Origin of the sequence: Shinella yambaruensis (assembly GCF_050859155.1) — a bacterium.
GTDB lineage: Bacteria > Pseudomonadota > Alphaproteobacteria > Rhizobiales > Rhizobiaceae > Shinella > Shinella yambaruensis.
On record NZ_CP150638.1, the window covers coordinates 1,955,311 to 1,976,988 of the forward strand.

The following is a 21,678-nucleotide window of genomic DNA, read 5'->3' on the forward strand; positions in this document are numbered from 1 at the left end:
CAAGCCGGCCGGCAGCGCAATCGAAACCAAATATTAACCTTAACGCCGCGCTGGCACGAAACTCGCTCCTTCCCCGGCAAGACCACCGGATGCCCGGCCTTTCGTGCCGAAACGGAACAGAATCGATTGGAATGAGCATGCAGACGAAGGCCATCACGGCCCTTTACGACTACTGGACGCGCCAGCGCGGCGAGCGCCGTGTTCCGTTGCGGAGCGCCATCGAGCCCGCCGACATCGCGCCGATCCTGCCCGACGTCTTCATCCTGGAGCACGGCCGGCTGCACGATCCGCGCTTCCGCCTGGCGGGCACGCGCCTCTGCGCGCAGTTCGGCCGGGAATTGAAGGGAACGGCATTCGACGCGCTCTTTGCCCCCGACCAGCGCACCCGCATCGCGCGGATCACGGAGAATGTGATGGCCCATGCGGCGCCCGCCATCCTGCAGGTCGCGCTCGTCGACGGCAGGCTGGAGACCACGGAGGCCGAGATCGTGCTGCTGCCGCTTGCCAGCAAGGGCAAGGCGGCGGATCGCATCATCGGCGCCTTCGCCCCCCTGCCCGGCCAGCAGCCGCCGCTGTGCGCCTTTCGCTATGCGACGCTCGGCGCGCTCTCGGTCATCGATCCGAGCCGCGCGCGCAGCCTCGAGGGCAACCGGCCGGCCATCCCCATGCCCACCTCCGTCATGGCCATGCGGCCGGCCGGCCTCGGCCAGACGGTGAGCCGCGTGCTGCACCTTCGCATCTTCGAAGGCGGCCGTCCGGCTGACGATGCGTGAGGTCGAAGGCGCAGCCGCAACCGAAAACGCCCCTGAGTTGTCAAAACACGCGACCGTGATCGCTTTTCAACGGGTTGGCAAACCTTCTGTTAACCTCGAAAGATTAAGAGTTGGAAAGAGATAGGATCATCAGGCCCGCGCGCACATGTACTCATTCCAGCAAGCATCGCCCGCCGCCCGCAAGCCGCAGCCCGAGCAGCGCAGCTTCCAGCGCGTCTCGGTGAACCTGCCGGGCCGGCTGATGCTGCCCAACCACGACGAATACGAGTGCACCGTGCTCGACATGTCGCCCGGCGACGCCAGCTTCGTCTGCGCCGCCCGCCCGCGCATGGGCGAGCGCATCATCGCCTATGTGGACCATCTCGGCCGCATCGAAGGCAGCGTCGCCGTCCTCAACGACAACGGCTTCGCCATCCTCCTGACCGCCACGGACCGCAAGCGCGAGAAGCTCGCCGCGCAGCTGACCTGGATCGCCAACAAGCATGAACTCGGCCTGCCGGAAGACCGCCGCCACAACCGCCTGGCGCCGCGCAACACCCGCACCGAGCTGACGCTCGACGACGGACGGCGCTATCCCTGCCGCATCATCGACCTGTCGCTCTCCGGCGCGGCCGTGGATATCGAGGTGCGGCCGGCCCTCGGCACGCCCATACAGCTCGGCAACATGAAGGGCCGCGTCGTGCGCCATTTCCAGGAGGGCGTCGCCATCGAGTTCTCCTCCGTGCAGTCGAAGGAAGCCCTGACCGCTTTCCTGTAACATTCCGGGACGGCAAGGCGCCGACCTGTTCTAAGAGGGCCCTGCGGGGCCCTTTGCTGTTTCAGGACGGCACAGGCTGCTCCTCGCAAAAATAAACGCAAAAAAATTTTCGGCCCGCCAAGGCGTTTTTCTGTCCCTTCTGGCGATTTCCTCGGCATTCCGGCCGCCCGTCCGGTGCTGCGGCTCGCGGCTTGCGTTCCCCGCCGGCGCGCCCAGCCCGCCAGCCGCCTCCCGAAGAGCGCGGCGCACAACGAAATATCCCTTTTATAATCAGCAAATTACGCCATCTGCGGCGGGCTTGGCGCAGGCAGGATTTCGTTCAAATTTTAATCAAATACGCTTCAAATACAGATCAAAACAACGTCAAATTCTATTCTTATTTTATTCTTATGCTGTCTTGATTTGAACTAAGTTATACTTCCGTTTTTCGCGCAAGATCAAAACATAGCTGCCATTGTGACCCCATCAAACGGGGACAGACACAATGACAAAAACGATCAAGACAGGGACGTTCACATTCCTCTTCTCTCTCGCCGCCGCAGGCGCCGCGATGGCCCTGCCCGCCAACATTCCGCTGGCCGGCGCGACAAACCAGCCCATCGGGCACTATGAATTCTGCAAGCAGTACAGCGACGAGTGCGGTCCGACCGGCAAGGACACCGGCCCGCTCAAGCTGACGCAGGAAAACTGGAAGACGATCCTCAAGGTCAACTACACCGCCAACACCGAGTTCATGCCGCTGACGGACATGGAGATCTACGGCGTCGAGGAACAGTGGACCTATCCCGACACCGCTGCGGACTGCGAGGACTACGTGCTCATCAAGCGCAAGCGCCTGATGGAGGCCGGCATCTCGCCCTCCAACCTGCTGATCACCGTCGTGCTGCAGCCGAACGGCGAAGGCCATGCCGTGCTGACCGTGCGCACCGACCGCGGCGACTTCGTGCTCGACAACATGCGCAACAAGGTCCTGCTCTGGTCGCAGACCGAATACCGCTACCTGAAGCGCCAATCCTCGGTGAATGCCGGCAAGTGGGTGAAGCTTCAGGACGGTCGTGCCGACGCCGTCGGTAGCGTCAAGTAACATCCGGCCGCCGCAAGGCGCCGCATGACGAGACTGCCCGGCGAAACCGCCGGGCGCGAGAAAGGGCCCGGTCAGTCCCCCAATCCCCGTCCCCGACCATGGCCCTGCGGCCGGTTCTGCTGTCCCGGAACCGGCCGCACTCTATTTGGCCCGCTGCTCGGCCCGAAGTTTGAGCGGGCTTGCGCCGAAGTGATTGCGAAAGGCGCGTGAAAAGGCGGAAAGGCTGTCGAAGCCGCTGCGCAACGCCACGTCCTGGATCGAAAGCGACGTATCGCGCACCAGCCGCTGGGCGGCCGTCAGCCGCAGGCGCAGGTAATATTTTCCCGGCCCGATGCCGAGGCCGGCGGCAAACAGCGTCTCCAGCTTGCGCGTGGAAAAGCCGAGCCGCCGGGCGAGCGCGGCAATGGTCAGCGGCCTGTCGATGGTGCGCTCCATGAGGCGGATCGCCGCGGCCAGGTCCGGCTGATGCTCACCCAGCCGGCCGAGCGAGACGAGCGGCTGCGCATCCGTCGCGGCATGGGTCTCGTCATAGACGAAGACGCTCGCCACATCGAGCGCCACCGCCGAGCCGAACCGCGCGCGCACCAGATGCAGCATCATGTCGAAGGTCGGCGAGGCACCGCCCGAGGTCCAGAGCGGCCCATCGGTGACGAAGCGGTCGGCCCGCACGTTCAGCGCCGGAAAGGCGGCCGCGAAATCCTCGAGCTCCTCCCAATGCGCCGTCGCATCGCGCCCATCGAGCAGGCCGGAGCGCGCCAACAGCCAGCAGCCCGATTCGATGCCGGCCACCACGTCGAACCGACGCGCCACCTTCTTCAGCCGCGACACGAAGGACCGATCGGCGTGGCGCTCCTGGTTGAAACCGGCGATGACGAGCAGCGCGTCGCCGCTCGTCACGTCGGCAAAGGCGCCGTCCACGCGGATCTCCACGCCGCAGGTCAGGAGCACCGGCTTGCCGAGCGGCGACAGGATCGTCCAGCGGAACACCGGCTCCGGCACGACGCGGTTTGCCGCGCGCATCGGGTCGAGTGCCGAGGCGAGCGACATGATCGACGACTCGGGCAGAAGGACGATCGTGATGTCGAGCGGCCCCTGCCGCGGCGCTTTTTTGCTCATGTGGAAATCGTCAAAAAATATGCGCATTATGTCAATCGAGAAAATCGCGTTCGGGCATGATCGGCCGCACAGGAGATCTGGAGATGCAGCCGGATTGTGGTGAGAGCCCCTGTACCCCGAACACCCTGATCCGCATTTTACCGGAACGGGTTGGCGAGCCGACAAGGCGGACCAACCCGTTTTTTTTTGACCTTTTCCCGCGGGATTGCGGCCGTCATCGAAGACAACGGGAACCACCCGGGGCCGTCCCGCGTTTCATTCTCGAAAAAAGCAGGAAAGGTTTTTGCCATGTTGAATCTCAAGACTGGTCTTGCCGCGGGCGCGCTCTCCCTTGCCCTGGCTCTGACCTCCGTCATCCCGGCCCAGGCCGTGACCTTTGCAAGGGTGCCCGTGCCGGAAGCCTCCGCCGTCGAGAAGGTGCAGTATCGCTACGATCGCCGCGACCGTCGCGATCGCTACGACCGGCGCGCCGAGCGCCGCTGGCACGGCCATCGCGGCTACCGCGACTATCGCCCGGGTTATCGCCGCCATTCGGATGGCTGGTGGTATCCGCTTGCCGCCTTCGGCCTCGGTGCCGCAATCGGCGGCGCTATCGCCAACCAGCCGCAGGCCGGCAGCGGATCGCACCAGAGCTGGTGTGCCAACCGTTATCGCTCGTACCGGGCGTATGACAACACGTTCCAGCCCTATAACGGCCCGCGCCAGCAGTGCGTATCGCCCTATTCGTGATGCGTATGGCGTAGAAGCAAGGAAGGGCAGCCATTCGGCTGCCCTTTTCGCTGCAGTAGACTAGCAAAAATCTTCGGTTTGAATGCGCTTGAAGGCTGCGCCACAGGCCGAAAACCCCTTCAAAACGATCCTTGAAACCGGCTGCCAAGCCGCGGCATCTCATCGTGATTTGATAAAGACTTCCAGCTTGCCCAGCGTCTGCAGGCCCAGTTCGACTGCGCCGAAACCCTTCGCCGCCTGGAACTCGGCTTCCGTGCTGAACACCATGCCCAGCGTTACCCTTGTTCCCTCGCCCTGATCCTCGAACGATGCCCAGGCGTCGGCATGCTTCGGGCCGTTCTCGCCCCATAGCAGCGTATAGTCGATCCTCTCCTCGGGTTGAACCGTGGTATAGAGGTGGTGGTTCGGGAAGATCTTGCCATCCGGCGCGATCATGTCGAAGACCCATTCTCCGCCCGCTCTGAGATCAATCCGCTTCGTGCGGCAGGAAAACCCGTCGGGCCCCCACCATTGCGGCAGCGTCTCGGCATTCATCCAGTTGTCCCAGACGATGCTTCGCGGCGCCTGGATCACCCGGTGCAGGACCATGGTTCGCCTGGCCGTCGCGGAGAGATTGTCCAGCCCGGCATTGAAGCCCTGCCGATAGCCGGCCTCCATGTTTTCGGCAAGCGAGGAAAGCTGCACCGTCACGATCACTCGGCTGCCTTCGTCCGTGCCGGAGAAATCCGCCGTCACCAGAGCCGCCGACTGCGTCACGCCCCCGCAGGAGACCGTCTCGTAGTTCACGCTGCGCAGCCCCGGCTGCAATTCGAGCCAACCACACTCGCAACGAATGTCCGGCTGGCCCTCGACCTTGCAAAGCGAGATTTCGCGCCCGCCCACCCGGGTGTCGGCCTCCAGGAACTCCACGGTGACGGAGGGCGTCGGGGCAGACCAGACCGCCCGCGCGGCCGGAGCCGTCCATGCCTGCCACAGCACCGGTAAGGGCACGGCCACGGTCCGCTCGAAGGTCAGCGTCGCAAAGCGGTCGTCCGCAGGATCGGGTGCCGCAGACAGGCGCTCGGGGTTGCGTTTCGATATCATTGCTTGCGCTCCTTGATCGCCCTCGTCGCGAAGGCTTCCAGCCTATCCAGCCGGGCTTCCCATATGGCCCGCTGTTCATCGAGCCATGTGCGAACCGGCTCCAGTGCCGCCGGCACGATGGCGCAGGTGCGTATCCGCCCGTCCTTGGACGTGACGATCAGCCCTGCCTCCTCCAGCACGGAAAGGTGCCGCATCACCGTGGGCAGACGCAGTCCCGTGGGTTCGGACAAATCCGTAACCCCCGCCGGCCCCTCCGCCAGACGTGTCAGGATCGATCGACGGGTCGGATCGGCCAGAGCGTGGAAAAGCAGCGAGAGGTCGGGATCATGCTTAGTCATAATGCTAACTATCATGCGATGCGCCCGGCACGCAAGAGAAACTTCGCCAACTTGCTAAGTATTATCGAGGCGCCAAAGCAGCCGGCACCTTCCCCGGCGAGCGGAAACGGTCTGTGGCGCTGGTCTGGCGCGGGGTTTCAAAAAAGGTTGAGCTGTTGTGACTGCCTGCTTTTTCGTCCGCTGGCACTCTCGCTGACGATCAGGTCCGCGGCGATCTGTCCGAGGAAAGGCGAAGCCGGTAGCGCGCGCACTGCACCGCGCCAGAACCGCTCCTTGGCGCGGATCAGGAACAGCCTATCCTTGGCGCGGGTCATGGAGACATAGAACAGCCGCCGCTCCTCGTCCTGCGTCGCCTCCTCATCCGGCGTCGCCGTCCCCCATGAAAACGGCACCAGTCCGGCTTCCATACCCACCACGAACACGACTGGAAATTCCAGACCCTTGGCCGCGTGCATGGTCATGAGCGTGACGCGCGCGGCACGCTCATCGCGGAAATCGGCCTCTGAGGAAAGCGCCACCGCTTCGCCAAGCAGGACGGGATCGCCGGCCACCTGAACCGAGCCGGAGAGCGCGGTGAGCCAGCCTCTCGCCTCCGCGAGCGCGGCGGCGTCGGCCCTCCGCGCCCTGCGGGCGTCTTCCGCCGCCTGCCCGATGCGCGCAGCAAGGTCCTGCCCCTCCACCCCGTCCAGCCCGTCGAGGATCGCGGCCACGCCGGGATGGCCGGCGATGGGAGCAGGCGAGCTTTTCATGAACGGAATGCCGGCGCGGTCGAAGGCGGTCCGCAGCGCCGCTGCCTGCGCATCGGTGCGGTAGAGCACGGCGCAATCGGCAAAGCCGAGCGGCCGGCCGGATGACGTCACGCCACCCGCGCGATTGGCCGCGAGCAGGTCATGGCCGCCCAGCAGGCTTTCGATGGTCGCCGCGACGAACTCCGCTTCCGCTGCCTCGTTCGCTGCCGCATGCGCAATGATCGGCTCGCCCATCGGGCGTGTCAGGCCTGACGAAGGCGCACCGATGAAGCCAGACGCCGCTTTCACGATGGTGCCGGTCGAGCGATAGTTGCGTTGAAGCCGAAGGGTCCTGGCTGCGGGAAAGTCCCGGCCGAAACGCGCGAAGCAGGCGGCGTCCGCCCCGCGAAAGCCGTAGATTGCCTGATCGGGATCGCCGATGACGCAGAGGTTGCCGTTGTCCCCGGTCAACAGCCGCAGCAGGCGATATTGCTGCTCGTCCACGTCCTGAAACTCGTCGGCGACGATGTGCGGGAAGCGCGTGCGCCACGCGGCGGCGATCTCCGCGTCCTTTTCGAGAAGATCGGCCGACAGGAGAACCAGATCGTCGAAATCGACCCAGCCCTGCGCGCGTCCGATCCGGTCGAGGACGACGCGGGCCTCCGCTTCCTCATCCGCACCCTTCCCGCCGCTGCGCTTGAGCACCGAGACCGCCTTGATAAGGCTGGCGGCGCGCGTATCGCTGACGCCGAGCGCTTCGGCCAGCGCCGCCTTGCGCTCCGCCTCGCGGGCGATGCGGAAGTCCGCCCCGAGACCGGCGCGGCCGGCATGCGCGTGCAGGATCGCCAGGCCCAGCGAATGGAAGCTGTGCACCGCCACGGCATCCGCCTTCCTGCCGAGAAGCCCCGTGAGGCGGGTGCGCAGCTCCTCCGTCGCCTTGCGCGTGAAGGTGACGGCGAGGCACGAGCCGGCCGGCACGCCGCATTCCAGCACCAGATGGGCGATGCGGTGGGTGAGCATGCGCGTCTTGCCGGAGCCGGGCCCGGCGATCACCATCAGCGGCCCGTCGATAACCTCGGCAGCGCGCGCCTGAGCGGGGTCGAGCCCGGCCAGGACGCCGCTGCGGCCCGACGGCTGCATCGCCGGCGCGGCCTCAGGAGATGCCGGGGCATCGCCCGATGCCTTGTCTTTCGCTGCCGGTTTTGCCCGGCGCGCGCGGCTGGACAACGGCGCGTCGAACAGCAGCTGGTTTCCGGCAAGACGGTCCAGTTCTCCGTCCTGAAACAGCCGGATGACGCCGTATTCCCCGTCATAGCCCGCCTGCCGGATGACCTCTCCGGAGCGCAGGCGCGTCACGGCCTCGCCGAGCAGCGGGTCGACCCTGGCGATATCCTCGGCCGGCATTTCCTCCAGCACGGCAAGCTCCGGCCCGAGCGCGGCAATGGCGCGGTCATAGGTGTGGGTCACGGCTTTCGAGGCAACGCCGCTGCCGACGATCTCCGAGAGGATTTCCGGCAGGGGCACGAGGCTTGTGACCTTTCCCGCCGTCGCAGGAACCGCCGCGCCCTCCTTGCGGTCGGCGAGCGCCTCGACGCGATGCGCCACACCGACGGTGACGGGCCGTCCGCAGACCGGGCATCGGCCGCCGAGCTCGATCGTCTCTCTCGGGTCGAGCCGCACGCCGCAGGCGCGGTGCCCGTCCATGTGATATTTGCCTTCCTCCGGGAAGAACTCGACCGTGCCGACATAGCCGTCGCCGGTTTCGAGCGCGCGACGGATGGCGAAATAGTCCGGCTCGCAGGAAAAGCGCGTCGCCTCGCGGCCGAGCTTGCCGGGCGAATGGGCGTCGGAATTGGAGGTGAGGCGGAAGCGGTCGAGTGAGGAGATGCGCCAGTTCATGGCCGGGTCGGACGATAGGCCCGTCTCCACCGCGAAGATATGCCCGGCAAGGTCGCCATAACATTCCTCGATGGAATCGAAGCCCGATTGCGAGCCGAGCGCGGCGAACCATGGCGTCCAGATATGGGCGGGAACGAGATAGGAATCCGGTCCGGACTCCAGCGCGATCTCCAGCAGATCGCGCGAATCGAGGCCGAGGATCGGGCGGCCGTCCGAAGCGATGTTGCCGATGCGCGCAAGGCTCGCCGCCAGCCGGTCGGTGGCGTCGAGATCGGCCGCATAGATCAGGTGGTGGATCTTCCGGGTCTTGTCGCCCTTCTTGTAGATGGTCGAAATCTCGGTGCAGATCATGAAGGAGACCGGCCGCCGGCAGGCCGGCGGAAGCGTCTCCCACAGCGCCGCCTCGATTTCGGGCTGCAGGCGAAAGAGCCCGTTGCCCTCGGGCACCAGCTTGTCCTTGATCTCGGCGAGCCACACCGGATGCACGCAGTCGCCGGTGCCGACCACCCGCACCCCCTTGCGCGCCGCCCACCAGAACAGGCGCTCAAGATCGAGATCCCGGCTCGTGGCCCGGGAATATTTCGAGTGGATGTGCAGATCGGCAAGGAACGTCATGACAGGCGCACTCATCTTGTGGGGCATACGTCCGGCACTGCTTGATAGCACGCGCAGACAAGGCGGATCACGGATAAACGGTACAAATCACAGCATTCGAGCCGATATGTTGTGTGATGCAGCCGACGCGGAAGAAAGTCGCCGATGGGCGCACCCGTATCCTTCGGTTTCCAGGTCCGGATCGTACCGATTCAATCCTTCCAGCCGCCACGCTGTTCCCGCGCAGGTCCTCGCCGATGATCCATATTACGCCCTCTCAAGCCCACCGGCTTTCGGTCAGAGGTTGCGGCCGCCTTGCAGCGCCGGCGGATCGGACAATCGGGGCAGCGGGCACGGCCGTGCCGGCAGATGGTCTGACCAAGACGTTTCATCAGAATGTGAAGCTCGGCCAGTTCGGCCGCGCTCCATCGAGGCGCCGCCGCCATCACCGCGTCATAAGCGGTCAGCGTGTCGGCCGTGTTCCGGACGAAGCCGTATCGGCCCAACACGCGCAGGACGTGCGTGTCCACGACGAATGCCGGCATGTCCAACGTGCTGAAGTTGAGCGTGGAGGCCGAGACCTTGCGGCCGACGCCGGGCAGGCGCTCCAGCCACGCAAGCGCCTCGACAACACTCAGGCGGCCGAGGAAGTCCAGGTCGAAATCCGGATGACAGGCTCCTATGACGCGAAGCGCATCGCCGAGATGCCGCGCCTTGACATCGGGAAAGGCGACGTCGCCGATCAGGGCTTCGACATCGCCGGTCGACGCCGCTGCGAGAGCGGGCCATTCCGGATAGGCCTCCACGAGCCGCTGATAGGCGGCCAGGGAGACTTCGTCCAGCGTGCGGTTGCTGATCGACGACTTCACAAGCTGGCCGATCGGCGTTCGCGCGCAGATCCGGTCGGGGCGACCGAAAAAGAACCTCAGCTGTTTCCGCACCCACGCCATGTCCGCGACGGCGCCAAAATCGAATATCATCTGCATTTCGTTATTATAGGAACAAAAAGGGAACAATACAAGGCTGGACGACCAGTCGAAGAAGATGCGCCCTCCCCTCAGGCTCGTGGTCATCTTGATCGGGTAGAGGCCAGACAGGTACCGTGCAATCAATCGTAGCCGCACTCGCTGAAGAACAAGATCCAGTTTTCCCAAGCTCTTCGGGTTCTGCCAGCACGAAAACGGTCGTCTTCATCGTGAAATCCCTTGCTGCAGTCGGGATGAAGAACCCGTGTGCACAACGTTTGTTGCCCTGGAGCCGCGCCGGCGCGGACGAATGGTTGCGGGAACCGCCGACAATCAATAAGGTCTGCCGGCGGCGCCTATGCCGCCCAGTAGTTCACGAGGTCGACATGGCAACCGGTACGGTCAAGTTTTTCAATCAGGACAAGGGCTTTGGTTTCATCACGCCCGACAATGGCGGGCAGGATGTGTTTGTCCATGTCTCCGCCGTGCTGTCGGGTGGACCTTTGAAGGACGGCACGAAGGTCAGTTACGAGATCGGCCAGGACCGCAAGACCGGAAAGTCGAAAGCGGAAGACGTTCGCGCCATCTGATAGGGCAGCGTCTAGAGCAAGCGGCGGATCTCTCCAATCATCCGGCACATGTCGGTCGGCTTGCCGAGATTGGTAACGCCCTGGAAAAAACCGGATTCCGTGAGCTGGCGTCCTTCGGCGGACGCCAGGAGGAAGGGTACGCCTCGCGATCTGAGCAGCGCAGCCACGGCAGTCACCCTGCCGTCCCTCAGGGTAACGTCGAGGACCGCGGCGTCCGGCTTCTCGCGATGGAGGAGCTGCAAGGCATCCTCGATGCTTCCGACCGGGCCCAGAACCTCGAAACCGCCGCTCGTCAGTGCTCGCTCGATCTCCATGGCGATGAAGATTTCATCCTCGACGACCAGGATGCGCGCTGCGGTCTGATTATGTCCGTCATCGGAAGACATGCGCATCCCTATATCGGCAGTTTGATGTTGGCGATCAAACCGCGGGCATCGAACCTTTGTTCCGCCGATCCCCCGAGATGTTTCGCGGTCGCGGTGATCAACTCCGTGCCGTATCCGCGATGGACAGGCGGTCGAACCGTCGGCCCATGCTCCTCCCGCCACTCGCAGACCAGCATGGTCAGGCCATCGCTCTCTTCGATCCGCCACGACAGCCGGACCCGCCCCTCCGGAACCGAGAGCGCGCCGTATTTCAGCGCGTTCGTCGTCAGCTCGTGGAACATCATGCTGACTGGCAGGACCTTCGACGATGGAAGGGTGGTGGAGGGTCCCGCTTCGATGTGGATACGGTTACCGCCCGTGGCGGTGACCGCAGCGTCGAGAAGCGCGGAAAGATCCGCACTCGTTTCTCCCGGCGCGATCTCCTGCGCGCGCAAGGCAAGGTCGATACGCCCCAGAAAGGCGTCGCGATACTCCTTCGCGGTGTAGCCCTCTGTCTGCGTCTGCATGGCGAGTGCCCGGATCACCGAAAACAGGTTCTTCATGCGATGGCGGGTTTCGGCAAGAATGATATCGCTCTCCGCCCGCTCCCGATTGCTCTCGGTGACGTCCTCGAAGACGACGAGAATGCTGGTGCTGTTGTTGTCGGGATGGACAAGACGCCGGGCATCGACAAGGAATGTGCGCTTTCCGATGGTTTGAAAATTGTGTGTGACCTCATAGCCGACGACCGCTGCTGTCTTCGGAATGATCTCCGCCATCAACGTTCGCAGATCCGCGATATCCCACTCGCCGTTGCCGAGCGAAAACAGGCTGCGACCGAGAATATCGTCCCGGTCCACCTTGAACGCGTCGATGAAGGCGTTGTTGGCGTTAGTGACACAAAAGACCTGGTCGAGCACGACGAGGGGCTGTGTCAGCGTATCGACGATCCCTTGCGCCTGAACGTGACCGGCGCGGAGCAGGCGGTATAAATCTTCAAGGATCATCGTTCGCCTTCCTGCGACCGTTTGAGGGGAACACCGCCGAACGGACGAACGGCCGGACGGAGATATCGACTGCTACACTTCCATATTCTCCCAGCCGAGCGCGGTCGCGAGGTAGCCGAAGGCAAAGGCAGAACCGATGCCATAGATCACGAGCAAAGCTTCCAGGGGACCGGGCGACGCACCGAATGCGGGCGGTTCGAGTTGCAGAACCGCCACGGCGCTTAGGGCACCGAGTGCAAAGCCGATGCAAAGGCGGCTCAGAATGTAGTGTACGAGCGCTGGCATTGGACGATCTCACGGTTCAAAATAATCAACGACCCCGACCCGGCAATGTTCCGTTCCGTTATGAGCGGTACGCGCTTACATGGAAGGCAGGATGGCTGCGCCAACGGCGTGGACGCTCAGCAGGCGCTGGTGAACCACCGTCGCGCTGAAAGGCTTCCGGACGAATACCGCGCCCTCTGGCAGCTGTGCTGGCTGCGGGTGCGGCCGGCCGGATGCGGCAAGTATCCTGACGGACGGCCGGCGCTCGGCGACCTCGTCGCCTCCAGACAAAACCTTTCCTTCTCGCATCCGCGCCAGTGGCAGCACAACCGATCGCGCATGCGCGGGTGCGGACGTCACGCGTCCGCACCGATCGTGTCGGCCATGTACGCTCCCCTGCGGCCCATCTCTTCCGGTGGTCCCGTCGTGCTGTCGCGCGCCGTCTGATGTTCGAGCTCGGCGTTCAGTTCCGCGCCGAGGATGACGATGATGACGGAGACCCAGACCCACACCATGAAGCCGATCGACGCGCCGAGCGCGCCGTAGGTCGCGTTGTAGTCCGCGATGTGACCGAGATAGAAGGTGATCGCCAGCGCCGCCGCAAGCCATGCACCGGTGGAGAAGACCGCGCCCCAACTGAGCCAGCGCAGCTTCGCCAGCTCCCGGCTTGGTCCGAGCCGGTAGAGCGACATGATCGCCACGGCGATCAGCGCCAGCAGCAGCGGCCAACGCGCCAGGCGGATGATCAGCTCCGTCCAGCGGCCGAGCCAGAGATAATCCAACATTGCCGGAACGATCCCCGCCAGGGTGATGATCAGCACGACCAGCGCCAGACTGGCGAAGGTGAACGAAAGAGAGGTCAGATTCAGCCGGATGAAACCGCGCTTTTCGGTCTCGCCATAGGCGACGTTCATCGCCTCGAACAGCGCCTTCATGCCGGCATTGGCCGACCAGAGCGCAATAGCCAGGCTGCCGAGCAGTGTGGCGGAAAGGCTCGCTTGCGGCGCGGATGTGAGGCTGCGTAGCTGGCCGAGGATCAGCTCGAATGCCTGTTCCGGCATCGCCGAACCGAAGAAGGCGAGACGGTCGACGACCGAGGATGGATCGGCGACGAGCCCGTAGAGCGACACGAACACGCTGATGGCGGGAAAGATCGACAGGAGAAGATAGAAGGTGACGCCCGCCGCGATGAGCAGGATGCGATCGGTGGTCAGGCTGTCATAGAGGCGCCACGCCACATCCCGCAGGCCGAGCGCCGGAATCTCGCCCGGCGAGTCCGCGCGCCGGCCCTTCGGATCCGAAGTCGCAGAAAATCCCTCCATGCCTCTCCCTCTTCTTGTCGCCACGCAGCAACAATGCATGGAAGCGAAAGGAGTTCAGCCGGTTTTGCGAAAGACGCCGCGCCAGCCGGTTCGCAACCGGCTGACCACTTGCGTGTTCATTGCAATTGGAGGATCACAGTTGCAAAGGCCTTGGGAAACACCATGTTATCGAATGTTCGTTACCATCGGAAACAAGGGCTGGAGCACGGATTGGCATCGATCTCCGTGAAAACCGCAAAGGGGTGTCAAATTGCGTGAGTCCGCGCATTTCCTCGATGGCGGGGGAAGGATGGCCGACGCCATCCGGGCATACGACTGGTCTTCCACCGTCCTTGGCGCCCTCGAACGCTGGCCTTCCTCTCTCAAGATCGCCGTCGGCATGATGGTGAATTCGAAGTTTCCCAAATGCATCGTCTGGGGGCCGGACCTCATCACCATCCATAACGACGCGTTCCTTCCCATCCTTGGCGAGAAACCGCCCGCGCTCGGCAGGCCGTTCAGCGAGGTGTGGCATGAGGCTTGGGACGAAATCGGACCGGTCGCGGAGCGGGCGTTCGCTGGCGAGGCGACGTTCATCGAGGATTTCCCGCTCGTGATCAACCGGCATGGCTATCCCGAGAAGACCCATTTTACCTTTTGCTACAGCCCGATCCGCGACGAGACCGGCGTGGTCCGGGGGATGATCGACACGGTGATCGAGACAACGGCCACGGTCGACGCCCGACGACAGGCGAACCTGCTCAACGCAGAACTCGAACACCGCATAAAAAACACGCTTGCTGTGGTCGCGGCGATCGTCAGCCAGACATTGCGAGGCGACGATAACGATGCGGAGGCGCGATCGAGCCTGCTGGAGCGCATTCAGGCGATGGCACAGGCACAGTCGCTGCTGACGCGCAACGGCGCCACGGAGGCCAGTGTGGTCGATGTCGTCTTTCAGGCGATGGCGCCATTCGAGATCACCAACGAACGATTTCACATCGGCGGTCCGCCGATCATGCTGTCGTCCAGGCAGGCGCTGAGCCTCAGCCTGGCACTGCACGAACTGGCGACGAATGCCGTGAAGTATGGCGCCCTTTCAAACGAAGCGGGAAAGGTTCGCGTCGAATGGACCGGCGGCCGGCCCGAGACTGATGAGATGTTTGTGTTCCGCTGGGTTGAAGAAGGTGGTCCGGCGGTGCGCTCGCCATCCCGCAGGGGGTTCGGCTCAAGGATTATCCAAATGGTATTGCCGCACGATTTCGGCGGCGAGGCAGTGCTTTCGCACGATCCCCTCGGCATTCGGTTCGAGTTGCAAACCGAGATGCGGCATATCGGCGGCGCCCCGTCCCAGAGCGATCCGTCGGTCGCAACCGGCGGCGCTGGAGACCGCTGACGACGTTCCTTCAAGAACGATGCCCCATTGGGAACCGAGACATGCCCGCGGGCAAGCCGGACGCCAGAACAACAGGCGCCATGCAGCGCCTGTTGCTCCTTGAGAAAGGTTGCAGAACCCCTTGGTTACCGGCCGGGCCTAAGCCCGCACGATCAGAGCCGCCTCTTCGTCGTCGCGTTGCCGTCCGCCAAGGGCGGCGGCAGCGGAAGCGACGAAGGCGCCGACCAGCAAGGACAGGGCACCGAGCAACGCCACCGTGGCGGCTGACTTTCGTGCCTCATCAGCGGCCTGAAGGGCTGCGTTCTTCGCGTCCTCAACCTGCTGCAGCACCTGGTCGACACGCACACGGGCCTCTTCCTGGGGAATCCCGGCGCGGGCAGCGACGATGGTCGCGACATAGGCGCGATCAGCTTCCGGAATCTCACCGTTTGCCGCACCCTGCATCAGGATGCGCGACACCTCGGCGGTTGCCGCCGCATCGTCCGACTGCGCTCTGGCCGCCGCATCCTGGGGACGAAGAAGCAGGTCCGTGAAATACCCTGTCGCAAGATCGGGCGCATCGTTGCTTCCAGCTGCCGTCGCCGTGGCGCCGACGGCCGCGGTCGTTGCAACCGACGATGCCGCCTGCACACCGCTTCCGACCAGCGAGGTGAAGGCCGACCCGGCAAGCCCGGCGACGACGACGGTCGCCAGCGCCCAACTCAGCAAACCATGCGCGGTATCCCGGAAGAACACTTCGTCGGTATGGATGCCCGCCCATTTCGTGCGAAGCCGTCCGGTGAGATAGCCGCCCAGCGCCGAGGACAGCCACTGTACGACGACGAACCAGATGGCGGCCGTCACGCTGACCGTCGTGAACGAGGCGCTCTCTCCCGACCAGGGCGAAACCATGGTGAGTCCGACGCCGGAACCGAGAAGAAGGAGAATGAGGCTCATCGCGCATGCCGCTGTCGCGCCGCCGATGACCGGGCCCCATGCCAAGGCGGGAACATTGGATTCGATGCCGATGTCCGAAACGCCCGTCGTGTAATTGGCCATCGCCGCCCCCTATCGCATGAACAGGACGAGCAGGATGACGATCGGCAAGGGAATGCCCAGGAGCCAGAGAAGAATACCGCGACCCATTTGAAATCTCCTTCATGTCGTGAACGCGTCGAGCGCGTGGAAACAACAACTTCCGCTACGATCGGATGTTCCATGCCGCTGCCCCGGAACAAGGCGGGATATTTCAGGTTAGGGGACTGCAACACTTCCCAGGAGATTTCCATGGCCAAGAAAGCGAGCCCCATCACGAAGATGGAAGAGGCTTCCGTGCATGATCAAAAGCTCCGGCGCGGCAACGGTGGCGAACTGCATCAGATTGCCGAAGACGGTCATCCCGTCCTGACGACGGCGCAGGGCGCGCCCGTCGCGGACGACCAGAACACGCTTCGGGTCGGCGCACGCGGGCCGGCCCTCATCGAAGACTTCCACTTTCGCGAAAAGATCTTCCATTTCGACCACGAGCGCATTCCCGAGCGGGTCGTGCATGCCCGCGGCTACGGCGCCCATGGCTATTTCGAGACCTATGAGTCCCTCGCGGCCTATACACGTGCCGACCTCTTCCAGCGCGCCGGCGAGAAGACGCCCGCCTTCGTGCGCTTCTCCACCGTCGCCGGCAGCAAGGGATCATTCGACCTTGCCCGTGACGTGCGCGGTTTTGCCGTGAAGATCTATACGAACGAAGGTAACTGGGACCTCGTCGGCAACAACATCCCGGTTTTCTTCATCCAGGATGCGATCAAGTTCCCCGATATCATCCATGCCGTGAAACCCGAGCCCGACCGCGGCTTTCCGCAGGCCCAGTCCGCCCATGACAATTTCTGGGACTTCATCAGCCTGACGCCCGAAAGCATGCACATGATCATGTGGGTCATGTCGGACCGGGCCATTCCCCGCTCCTTCCGTTTCATGGAAGGGTTCGGCGTGCACACGTTCCGCTTCGTCAACGCCAAGGACGAGTCGACCTTCGTGAAGTTCCACTGGAAGCCGAAGCTCGGCCTCCAGTCCGTCGCCTGGAACGAGGCGGTGAAGATCAACGGCGCTGACCCCGACTTCCATCGGCGCGATCTCTGGCAGGCCATCCAGTCCGGCAACTTCCCGGAATGGGAATTGCAGGTTCAGCTTTTCGATCAGGATTTCGCCGACAGCTTCGATTTCGACGTGCTCGACCCGACCAAGCTCATTCCGGAAGAGGTCCTTCCGCCGAAACCCGTCGGCCGTCTCGTTCTCGACCGCATGCCCGACAACTTCTTCGCCGAAACCGAGCAGGTCGCCTTCATGACGCAGAACGTGCCGCCCGGCATCGACTTCAGCAACGATCCGCTGCTCCAGGGCCGCAACTTCTCCTATCTCGACACGCAGCTGAAGCGGCTCGGCAGCACGAATTTCACCCATCTGCCGATCAATGCGCCGAAGTGTCCCTTCGCGCATTTCCAGCAGGACGGGCACATGGCGATGCGCAATCCCGTCGGCCGGGTGAATTATCAGCCGAACTCCTTTGGCGAAGGGCCGCGCGAATCTCCCCGCGCCGGATACCGGCATTTCAACGCGCAGGAGAGCGGTGAGAAAGTGCGCCTGCGGCCGGAGAGCTTTGCCGATCACTACAGTCAGGCGCGCCAGTTCTATATCAGCCAGACGCCGCCCGAACAGCGGCACATCGCCATGGCGCTGACCTTCGAGCTGAGCAAGGTCGAAACGCCTGTTATCCGCGAGCGCGTGGTCTCCCATCTCCTGAACATCGACGAGACGCTGGCGAACAAAGTCGCGATCGCCCTCGGCATCGACGCCCTGCCGAAGCCGGCCGCGGCGGCGGTCGAGACGCGCCAGGACCTGGAGCCCTCTCCCGCCCTCAGCATCATCCAGCGCGGACCTCAGCGCTTCGAGGGTCGCAAGCTCGGCGTGCTTGTCACCGATGGCGCGGACAGCACGCTTTTCAAGGCTCTCAAGGCGGGCATCGAGAAAGAGAAGGCGGTGATCGAAGTGATCGCCCCGAAGGTCGGCGGCGTTACTTTGTCCGATGGCAAGCCGCTAGCCGCTCAGCAAATGATCGATGGCGGTCCTTCCGTGCTCTACGACGCGGTGGTCGTGCTGGCATCGGAGGAAGGCGCAGGCGATCTCCTCAAGGAGGCGGCAGCACGCGATTTCGTTGCGGACGCCTTCGCCCATTGCAAGTTCATCGGCTACACCAAGCCCGCCTTTCCGCTCCTGGAAATGGCCGGCGCTGCCGACTTGCTGGATGAAGGAACTGTCGAGATCGACGGCACCGATGCCGTCGCCGGCTTCCTGAAAGGTCTCGGCGCTCTGCGCGTCTGGGCAAGAGAGCCTTCGGTCAAGCTTCCCTGAAAGCGAAGGAAGCCCCGGTTTTGCCGGGGCTTCTCTCATCTGCTGGCAGCGGCGACAAGCAAAAGAAGGCCGCTGCCGTAGCCGCGCGATCATCTGTCCTATGCCTTTGCGCTGGTGTCCATGGCCGCTGCGATGGAAATAACCGACGGTCGCATGAGAAGGGCAGCATAGAAAATCAAAAAATTCTCAATGAAAACAAAGCGCATTGGCGGAAGAGGTGTCTGTCACACCAATACACCTAACCATTGATATATCCTAGCTATTTATTCTCCGATTTATTGAAATACCCCAAAAAATACTCCTAGAAACAAATCTTAGGATATGGAAAAGCACGGTAATTTTCGGAGGGGATTGACAAAAATGTCAAATAGACATATAGTCCGACTCCATTTCAAATAAGAAATGGGTACGCATACAAATCTACGGCTTTCCGTGAACCCTGTCAACCCCCTCGGAGGAAAAATATGGAAGCAGCTAACGACAACCAGCCGGGAGAACTTCTCATGGGCGCCGGCGCACGCCAGACACCTCGGCTTGAGCGCCAGGCAAATCTATCGCCTCGTCTATAACGACGATATCCCGACGTTCAAATTGGGCGGAGCGGTCGCAGCTCGTCGAAGCACTCTCGCCCGCTGGCTCACCGAGAAAGAGTCCGCCGCAAGGGCTGCAGCATGAGTTCCGTCGAGATCACGAACTTCCGCCCAACCGCCGAAGTCAACCTTATCGATCTGAACGCCCTCTTCGACCTGAGGCTCCCAAACGGCACGTTCCTTCGCAATGTCGGAATCGCGGATGACGGCACTTGGATCCGCTTCTCCGGCATCCCCGACGATACCCCCTGGCGAGAAGAAATCATCAGCGCGGCTGGTTATTGGATGCGGCGTCATCGGCGAGACCACGAGAACGCCGAAGCAGCCGCCCGCCTAGTCGCCCCTCAGCCCACGCGGCTCCTGACCGTCAGAGGCTAGCACTCGAACATCCCCAACATCATTTAGACCGCCTCACCGGCGGCATGGAGGAATTATGCTCAAAGAAGATCAGCACGACATGACCATCACCGAGATCATTGAATTCGGGAAAACCGAGCTTTGCGACCTCTATCGGGGGGCGGTAGTCCTCGGCGGCAATGACGGATGCCCCTACGAGGTCTAGCATGATTATGGCAACGCCAACGTCAGCTACTGGGAAACTCACGAGGAAGCGAGAGCCGAGGCGGCCCGGTTGTGGCTGGCGGGAGAAGCCTCTCACATCAACGACTTTATCGTGAAGCGTGCCGGGGGGCTTATTGCCGAGTACGCGCAGGAACTCGAAGAGCGAATTTCCGCTGTGGAATAAGAACTGCGGGAAAAGCGCGCCGCCTAACCCCACAACCCGCATCACCATCACCCCGCCGGCGCTTGTCGGCGGGGTAAATCCTATGGGAGACAAATGCAGATCCTTGATTTCCAACTCATCGACGAGCCTTCCGGCAGGCATCGCGCCGCCGCGGTGTTCGACCTCCAGTTAACCCCAGAATGCAGGTTGTACGGCCTGAGGCTGCTACGCATGGCGGACGGCCGTCTGCTGACGTTCGCGCCGCAATCGGGATACCGGCGCGTCGCCACCTTCGCGGCCCCGCTGGCGTCCGAGATCACGATACTCGCAACCGACAAACTGAGGGCGATGACGGCCAATGGCACCAATTACCAAGCAGCTTGATACCAACATCGAAGAACTGCGGGGAATGCCTCCCCCGCTTAGTAACCCGGCCCCAGACAGCCATGAGAAGATTGTTTTCGGCGTTTATGACCGTCTGCTCGACCACGGCCATGCTACGGTGAACGTCGTTCTGGCGCCGGCGCTGCCGGACGGATCACCGGACTTTGGACACGCCGACCCCACCAATCTGGAGATGCTGCCGGGCGACATCTGGCCAGACAATCCGCAGGACGCGAAGCGCGTCAGTATCGTAGTTGACGAAATCGACGGCTGCGATCCAGCAACGTCCATGCTGGTATTCTTCAGCGACTTCGGGGATCCCTTCATGGAGCAGATCGCAGGCCCAGAGGTCGACGGTGACATCGCCATGCGCATCATCGGCCGCGATATCGGCGCCGCGCCCGCAATCGCAAGCGCACCCACGCCGTTGTCGGAATCGATGGCTAAGCTGCGGGAAGAACTATTCCCGCCCGTCGCGGCGAATGACAACGTGCCGGGCGCGCTCCGTCTGGTCAACCCCGCCGACTGGTTCGGCCGCCCCGTTCCGACACGGGAATGGTACGCTGAGGACCTCATCCCGAGCCGCCAAGTCACGATTGTCAATGGGGACGGCGGCGTCGGGAAATCGCTTTTGTCGCTCCAGATTGCCGCGGCTGGCGCAATGCGTGTCGACACGCTGGAGATAGGTCCGGCAGCCGGCCGCGTGCTCTACGTTGGCGCGGAAGACGAAGAGGAGGAATTCTGGCGTCGGCTCGAGGACATCACCGTGGCCCACGGCCGAAGCCTTCGGGACCTGTCCGACTTTCGGTTAGTTCCGCTCGCTGATCGGGATGCGCTTCTTCTCGTTCCAGACCGCGCAGGCAATATGAGGCCGACGCCGTTGATGGAAAAGGTGATTGAGGCCGCCGCCGAATTCCACCCACGGCTCATCATGCTCGACACGGCGGCCGACCTTTACGGCGGCGACGAAATCAAGCGCGGCCAGGTCCGGCAATTCATCAGCGCCCTTCGGCAGATCGCAATCGGGTTTGATTGCGCCGTGGTGCTTCTGGCTCACCCGTCGCTTCAGGGCATGCAATCCGGCACGGGGTCATCGGGATCGACGGCGTGGAACAACAGTGTCCGCAGCCGCCTCTACCTCACGGCCGACAAGGATGACCCGGACCTCCGCATCCTGTCCACGGTGAAGGCAAACTATGGCCGGAAGGGCGGCGAGATCAAGCTGCGCTGGAAGGATGGGGCATTTGTGTTGGATGACGGGAAACCAACGGCGGCATCGGTGATGGTTCAAACACAAGCCGAACGCGTGTTCCGCGATGCTCTATCCGCTATCAATCGGACTGGCGACCGCGTCGCTCGAACCAAGGGAGTGAACTATGCACCGAAGATTATCGCAGCGCGGCCAGAAGGCGCCGGCGTCACTGTGAAAGCGCTCGAGGTCGCCATGCATGCGATGCTTTCATCCGGTGAGGTAAAGGTCGTGATGGAAGGTCCGCCGTCAAAGTCACGTCAGCGGCTCGTGCTGGCTTCGGAAGATTTCGGTTCCGACAGGCACGCCGCGTAGGCTACCACCCCCGTTCCACCCTACTACCACCCCTATACCACCC

At 63.2% G+C, this 21,678-nt stretch carries 22 protein-coding genes; 11 read left to right on the forward strand and 11 right to left on the reverse strand.

The window, feature by feature from the left end; genetic code table 11:
* Positions 1-137: 137 nt before the first annotated feature.
* The 3 genes from WMC41_RS09695 to WMC41_RS09705 all read left to right on the forward strand — a co-directional run bounded on the left by WMC41_RS09695 (position 138) and on the right by WMC41_RS09705 (position 2,614).
* The gene (locus WMC41_RS09695; protein ID WP_272805538.1) at positions 138-773 is read left to right on the forward strand and encodes a PAS domain-containing protein; all 636 of its coding nucleotides are present in this window, start codon (positions 138-140) and stop codon (positions 771-773) included.
* A 145-nt stretch (positions 774-918) separates the two neighbouring features.
* Positions 919-1,530 (forward strand): PilZ domain-containing protein, encoded by a 612-nt coding sequence (locus tag WMC41_RS09700; protein WP_244765384.1) that lies wholly within the window; start codon positions 919-921, stop codon positions 1,528-1,530.
* 484 nt (positions 1,531-2,014) lie between these two features.
* Positions 2,015-2,614 (forward strand): transglutaminase-like cysteine peptidase, encoded by a 600-nt coding sequence (locus WMC41_RS09705; protein ID WP_432347876.1) that lies wholly within the window; start codon positions 2,015-2,017, stop codon positions 2,612-2,614.
* Between the two features lie 141 nt (positions 2,615-2,755).
* Here WMC41_RS09705 and WMC41_RS09710 read toward each other — a convergent pair whose 3' ends face one another.
* Positions 2,756-3,730 carry a GlxA family transcriptional regulator gene (locus tag WMC41_RS09710; protein ID WP_244765382.1) on the reverse strand — a complete coding sequence of 325 codons (975 nt, stop codon included), beginning with the start codon at positions 3,728-3,730 and terminating at the stop codon, positions 2,756-2,758.
* Positions 3,731-4,018: 288 nt separating this feature from the next.
* On the opposite strand from WMC41_RS09710, the gene WMC41_RS09715 reads away from it, so the two are divergent.
* Complete coding sequence (locus tag WMC41_RS09715; protein ID WP_244765381.1) at positions 4,019-4,459, forward strand: BA14K family protein; 441 nt, start codon at positions 4,019-4,021, stop codon at positions 4,457-4,459.
* A gap of 159 nt (positions 4,460-4,618) precedes the next feature.
* On the opposite strand, the gene WMC41_RS09720 is transcribed toward WMC41_RS09715, so the two are convergent.
* The 4 genes from WMC41_RS09720 to WMC41_RS09735 all read right to left on the reverse strand — a co-directional run bounded on the left by WMC41_RS09720 (position 4,619) and on the right by WMC41_RS09735 (position 10,174).
* Positions 4,619-5,542 carry an SRPBCC family protein gene (locus WMC41_RS09720; RefSeq protein ID WP_432347877.1) on the reverse strand — a complete coding sequence of 308 codons (924 nt, stop codon included), beginning with the start codon at positions 5,540-5,542 and terminating at the stop codon, positions 4,619-4,621.
* Positions 5,539-5,880, reverse strand: coding sequence for an ArsR/SmtB family transcription factor (locus tag WMC41_RS09725; RefSeq protein ID WP_244765379.1), 342 nt, complete (start codon positions 5,878-5,880; stop codon positions 5,539-5,541). The genes WMC41_RS09720 and WMC41_RS09725 overlap by 4 nt, the downstream gene beginning before the upstream one ends.
* Positions 5,881-6,017: 137 nt before the next feature.
* Positions 6,018-9,122 (reverse strand): UvrD-helicase domain-containing protein, encoded by a 3,105-nt coding sequence (locus tag WMC41_RS09730; RefSeq protein WP_432347878.1) that lies wholly within the window; start codon positions 9,120-9,122, stop codon positions 6,018-6,020.
* A 191-nt stretch (positions 9,123-9,313) separates the two neighbouring features.
* A complete protein-coding gene (locus WMC41_RS09735; RefSeq protein WP_432347879.1) occupies positions 9,314-10,174 on the reverse strand; it encodes an endonuclease III domain-containing protein in 861 nt (286 codons plus the stop codon).
* Between the two features lie 278 nt (positions 10,175-10,452).
* On the opposite strand from WMC41_RS09735, the gene WMC41_RS09740 reads away from it, so the two are divergent.
* Positions 10,453-10,656 carry a cold-shock protein gene (locus WMC41_RS09740; RefSeq protein ID WP_244765376.1) on the forward strand — a complete coding sequence of 68 codons (204 nt, stop codon included), beginning with the start codon at positions 10,453-10,455 and terminating at the stop codon, positions 10,654-10,656.
* Positions 10,657-10,667: 11 nt separating this feature from the next.
* On the opposite strand, the gene WMC41_RS09745 is transcribed toward WMC41_RS09740, so the two are convergent.
* From WMC41_RS09745 to WMC41_RS09760, 4 genes are all read right to left on the reverse strand, one after another.
* Entirely contained in the window at positions 10,668-11,042 is a 375-nt protein-coding gene (locus WMC41_RS09745; RefSeq protein ID WP_432347880.1) for a response regulator, read from the reverse strand.
* Positions 11,043-11,050: 8 nt separating this feature from the next.
* Entirely contained in the window at positions 11,051-12,028 is a 978-nt protein-coding gene (locus tag WMC41_RS09750) for an HWE histidine kinase domain-containing protein (protein ID WP_432347881.1), read from the reverse strand.
* Between the two features lie 72 nt (positions 12,029-12,100).
* On the reverse strand, positions 12,101-12,313 hold the full coding sequence (locus tag WMC41_RS09755) for a hypothetical protein (RefSeq protein ID WP_432347882.1): 213 nt from the start codon (positions 12,311-12,313) through the stop codon (positions 12,101-12,103).
* A gap of 335 nt (positions 12,314-12,648) precedes the next feature.
* On the reverse strand, positions 12,649-13,614 hold the full coding sequence (locus tag WMC41_RS09760; RefSeq protein WP_432347883.1) for a YihY/virulence factor BrkB family protein: 966 nt from the start codon (positions 13,612-13,614) through the stop codon (positions 12,649-12,651).
* Positions 13,615-13,903: 289 nt separating this feature from the next.
* Between WMC41_RS09760 and WMC41_RS09765 the strand changes: the two genes are divergently transcribed.
* The gene (locus WMC41_RS09765) at positions 13,904-14,989 is read left to right on the forward strand and encodes a sensor histidine kinase (protein ID WP_432347884.1); all 1,086 of its coding nucleotides are present in this window, start codon (positions 13,904-13,906) and stop codon (positions 14,987-14,989) included.
* Positions 14,990-15,127: 138 nt separating this feature from the next.
* Here WMC41_RS09765 and WMC41_RS09770 read toward each other — a convergent pair whose 3' ends face one another.
* Positions 15,128-16,027 carry a hypothetical protein gene (locus WMC41_RS09770; protein ID WP_432347885.1) on the reverse strand — a complete coding sequence of 300 codons (900 nt, stop codon included), beginning with the start codon at positions 16,025-16,027 and terminating at the stop codon, positions 15,128-15,130.
* A gap of 228 nt (positions 16,028-16,255) precedes the next feature.
* Here WMC41_RS09770 and WMC41_RS09775 point away from each other — a divergent pair, with 228 nt between their 5' ends.
* The 3 genes from WMC41_RS09775 (at position 16,256) to WMC41_RS09785 (ending at position 19,341) form a co-directional block, all read left to right on the forward strand.
* A complete protein-coding gene (locus tag WMC41_RS09775; RefSeq protein WP_432348319.1) occupies positions 16,256-18,373 on the forward strand; it encodes a catalase in 2,118 nt (705 codons plus the stop codon).
* A gap of 402 nt (positions 18,374-18,775) precedes the next feature.
* Positions 18,776-19,048, forward strand: a complete 273-nt coding sequence (locus WMC41_RS09780; RefSeq protein WP_432347886.1) for a helix-turn-helix domain-containing protein — start codon at positions 18,776-18,778, stop codon at positions 19,046-19,048.
* Positions 19,045-19,341 carry a hypothetical protein gene (locus WMC41_RS09785; RefSeq protein ID WP_432347887.1) on the forward strand — a complete coding sequence of 99 codons (297 nt, stop codon included), beginning with the start codon at positions 19,045-19,047 and terminating at the stop codon, positions 19,339-19,341. The genes WMC41_RS09780 and WMC41_RS09785 overlap by 4 nt, the downstream gene beginning before the upstream one ends.
* Before the next feature lie 19 nt (positions 19,342-19,360).
* Here WMC41_RS09785 and WMC41_RS09790 read toward each other — a convergent pair whose 3' ends face one another.
* Positions 19,361-19,822 (reverse strand): hypothetical protein, encoded by a 462-nt coding sequence (locus WMC41_RS09790; protein ID WP_432347888.1) that lies wholly within the window; start codon positions 19,820-19,822, stop codon positions 19,361-19,363.
* Between WMC41_RS09790 and WMC41_RS09795 the strand changes: the two genes are divergently transcribed.
* Together WMC41_RS09795 and WMC41_RS09800 are read left to right on the forward strand one after the other, a co-directional pair.
* The gene (locus tag WMC41_RS09795) at positions 19,802-20,071 is read left to right on the forward strand and encodes a hypothetical protein (protein ID WP_432347889.1); all 270 of its coding nucleotides are present in this window, start codon (positions 19,802-19,804) and stop codon (positions 20,069-20,071) included. The genes WMC41_RS09790 and WMC41_RS09795 overlap by 21 nt on opposite strands.
* A complete protein-coding gene (locus tag WMC41_RS09800) occupies positions 20,046-21,635 on the forward strand; it encodes an AAA family ATPase (protein ID WP_432347890.1) in 1,590 nt (529 codons plus the stop codon). Before WMC41_RS09795 ends, WMC41_RS09800 begins: the two co-directional genes overlap by 26 nt.
* Positions 21,636-21,678 lie beyond the last annotated feature (43 nt).

Excerpts from the sequence above, each read along its gene's own strand:
- WMC41_RS09695 (WP_272805538.1), top strand. The coding sequence starts at position 138 with ATGCAGACGAAGGCCATCACGGCCCTTTACGACTACTGGACGCGCCAG.
- WMC41_RS09700 (WP_244765384.1), top strand. The coding sequence starts at position 919 with ATGTACTCATTCCAGCAAGCATCGCCCGCCGCCCGCAAGCCGCAGCCC.
- WMC41_RS09705 (WP_432347876.1), top strand. The coding sequence starts at position 2,015 with ATGACAAAAACGATCAAGACAGGGACGTTCACATTCCTCTTCTCTCTC.
- WMC41_RS09710 (WP_244765382.1), bottom strand. The coding sequence starts at position 3,730 with ATGAGCAAAAAAGCGCCGCGGCAGGGGCCGCTCGACATCACGATCGTC.
- WMC41_RS09715 (WP_244765381.1), top strand. The coding sequence starts at position 4,019 with ATGTTGAATCTCAAGACTGGTCTTGCCGCGGGCGCGCTCTCCCTTGCC.
- WMC41_RS09720 (WP_432347877.1), bottom strand. The coding sequence starts at position 5,542 with ATGATATCGAAACGCAACCCCGAGCGCCTGTCTGCGGCACCCGATCCT.
- WMC41_RS09725 (WP_244765379.1), bottom strand. The coding sequence starts at position 5,880 with ATGACTAAGCATGATCCCGACCTCTCGCTGCTTTTCCACGCTCTGGCC.
- WMC41_RS09730 (WP_432347878.1), bottom strand. The coding sequence starts at position 9,122 with ATGACGTTCCTTGCCGATCTGCACATCCACTCGAAATATTCCCGGGCC.
- WMC41_RS09735 (WP_432347879.1), bottom strand. The coding sequence starts at position 10,174 with ATGACCACGAGCCTGAGGGGAGGGCGCATCTTCTTCGACTGGTCGTCC.
- WMC41_RS09740 (WP_244765376.1), top strand. The coding sequence starts at position 10,453 with ATGGCAACCGGTACGGTCAAGTTTTTCAATCAGGACAAGGGCTTTGGT.
- WMC41_RS09745 (WP_432347880.1), bottom strand. The coding sequence starts at position 11,042 with ATGTCTTCCGATGACGGACATAATCAGACCGCAGCGCGCATCCTGGTC.
- WMC41_RS09750 (WP_432347881.1), bottom strand. The coding sequence starts at position 12,028 with ATGATCCTTGAAGATTTATACCGCCTGCTCCGCGCCGGTCACGTTCAG.
- WMC41_RS09755 (WP_432347882.1), bottom strand. The coding sequence starts at position 12,313 with ATGCCAGCGCTCGTACACTACATTCTGAGCCGCCTTTGCATCGGCTTT.
- WMC41_RS09760 (WP_432347883.1), bottom strand. The coding sequence starts at position 13,614 with ATGGAGGGATTTTCTGCGACTTCGGATCCGAAGGGCCGGCGCGCGGAC.
- WMC41_RS09765 (WP_432347884.1), top strand. The coding sequence starts at position 13,904 with ATGGCCGACGCCATCCGGGCATACGACTGGTCTTCCACCGTCCTTGGC.
- WMC41_RS09770 (WP_432347885.1), bottom strand. The coding sequence starts at position 16,027 with ATGGCCAATTACACGACGGGCGTTTCGGACATCGGCATCGAATCCAAT.
- WMC41_RS09775 (WP_432348319.1), top strand. The coding sequence starts at position 16,256 with ATGGCCAAGAAAGCGAGCCCCATCACGAAGATGGAAGAGGCTTCCGTG.
- WMC41_RS09780 (WP_432347886.1), top strand. The coding sequence starts at position 18,776 with ATGGGTACGCATACAAATCTACGGCTTTCCGTGAACCCTGTCAACCCC.
- WMC41_RS09785 (WP_432347887.1), top strand. The coding sequence starts at position 19,045 with ATGAGTTCCGTCGAGATCACGAACTTCCGCCCAACCGCCGAAGTCAAC.
- WMC41_RS09795 (WP_432347889.1), top strand. The coding sequence starts at position 19,802 with ATGCAGATCCTTGATTTCCAACTCATCGACGAGCCTTCCGGCAGGCAT.
- WMC41_RS09800 (WP_432347890.1), top strand. The coding sequence starts at position 20,046 with ATGGCACCAATTACCAAGCAGCTTGATACCAACATCGAAGAACTGCGG.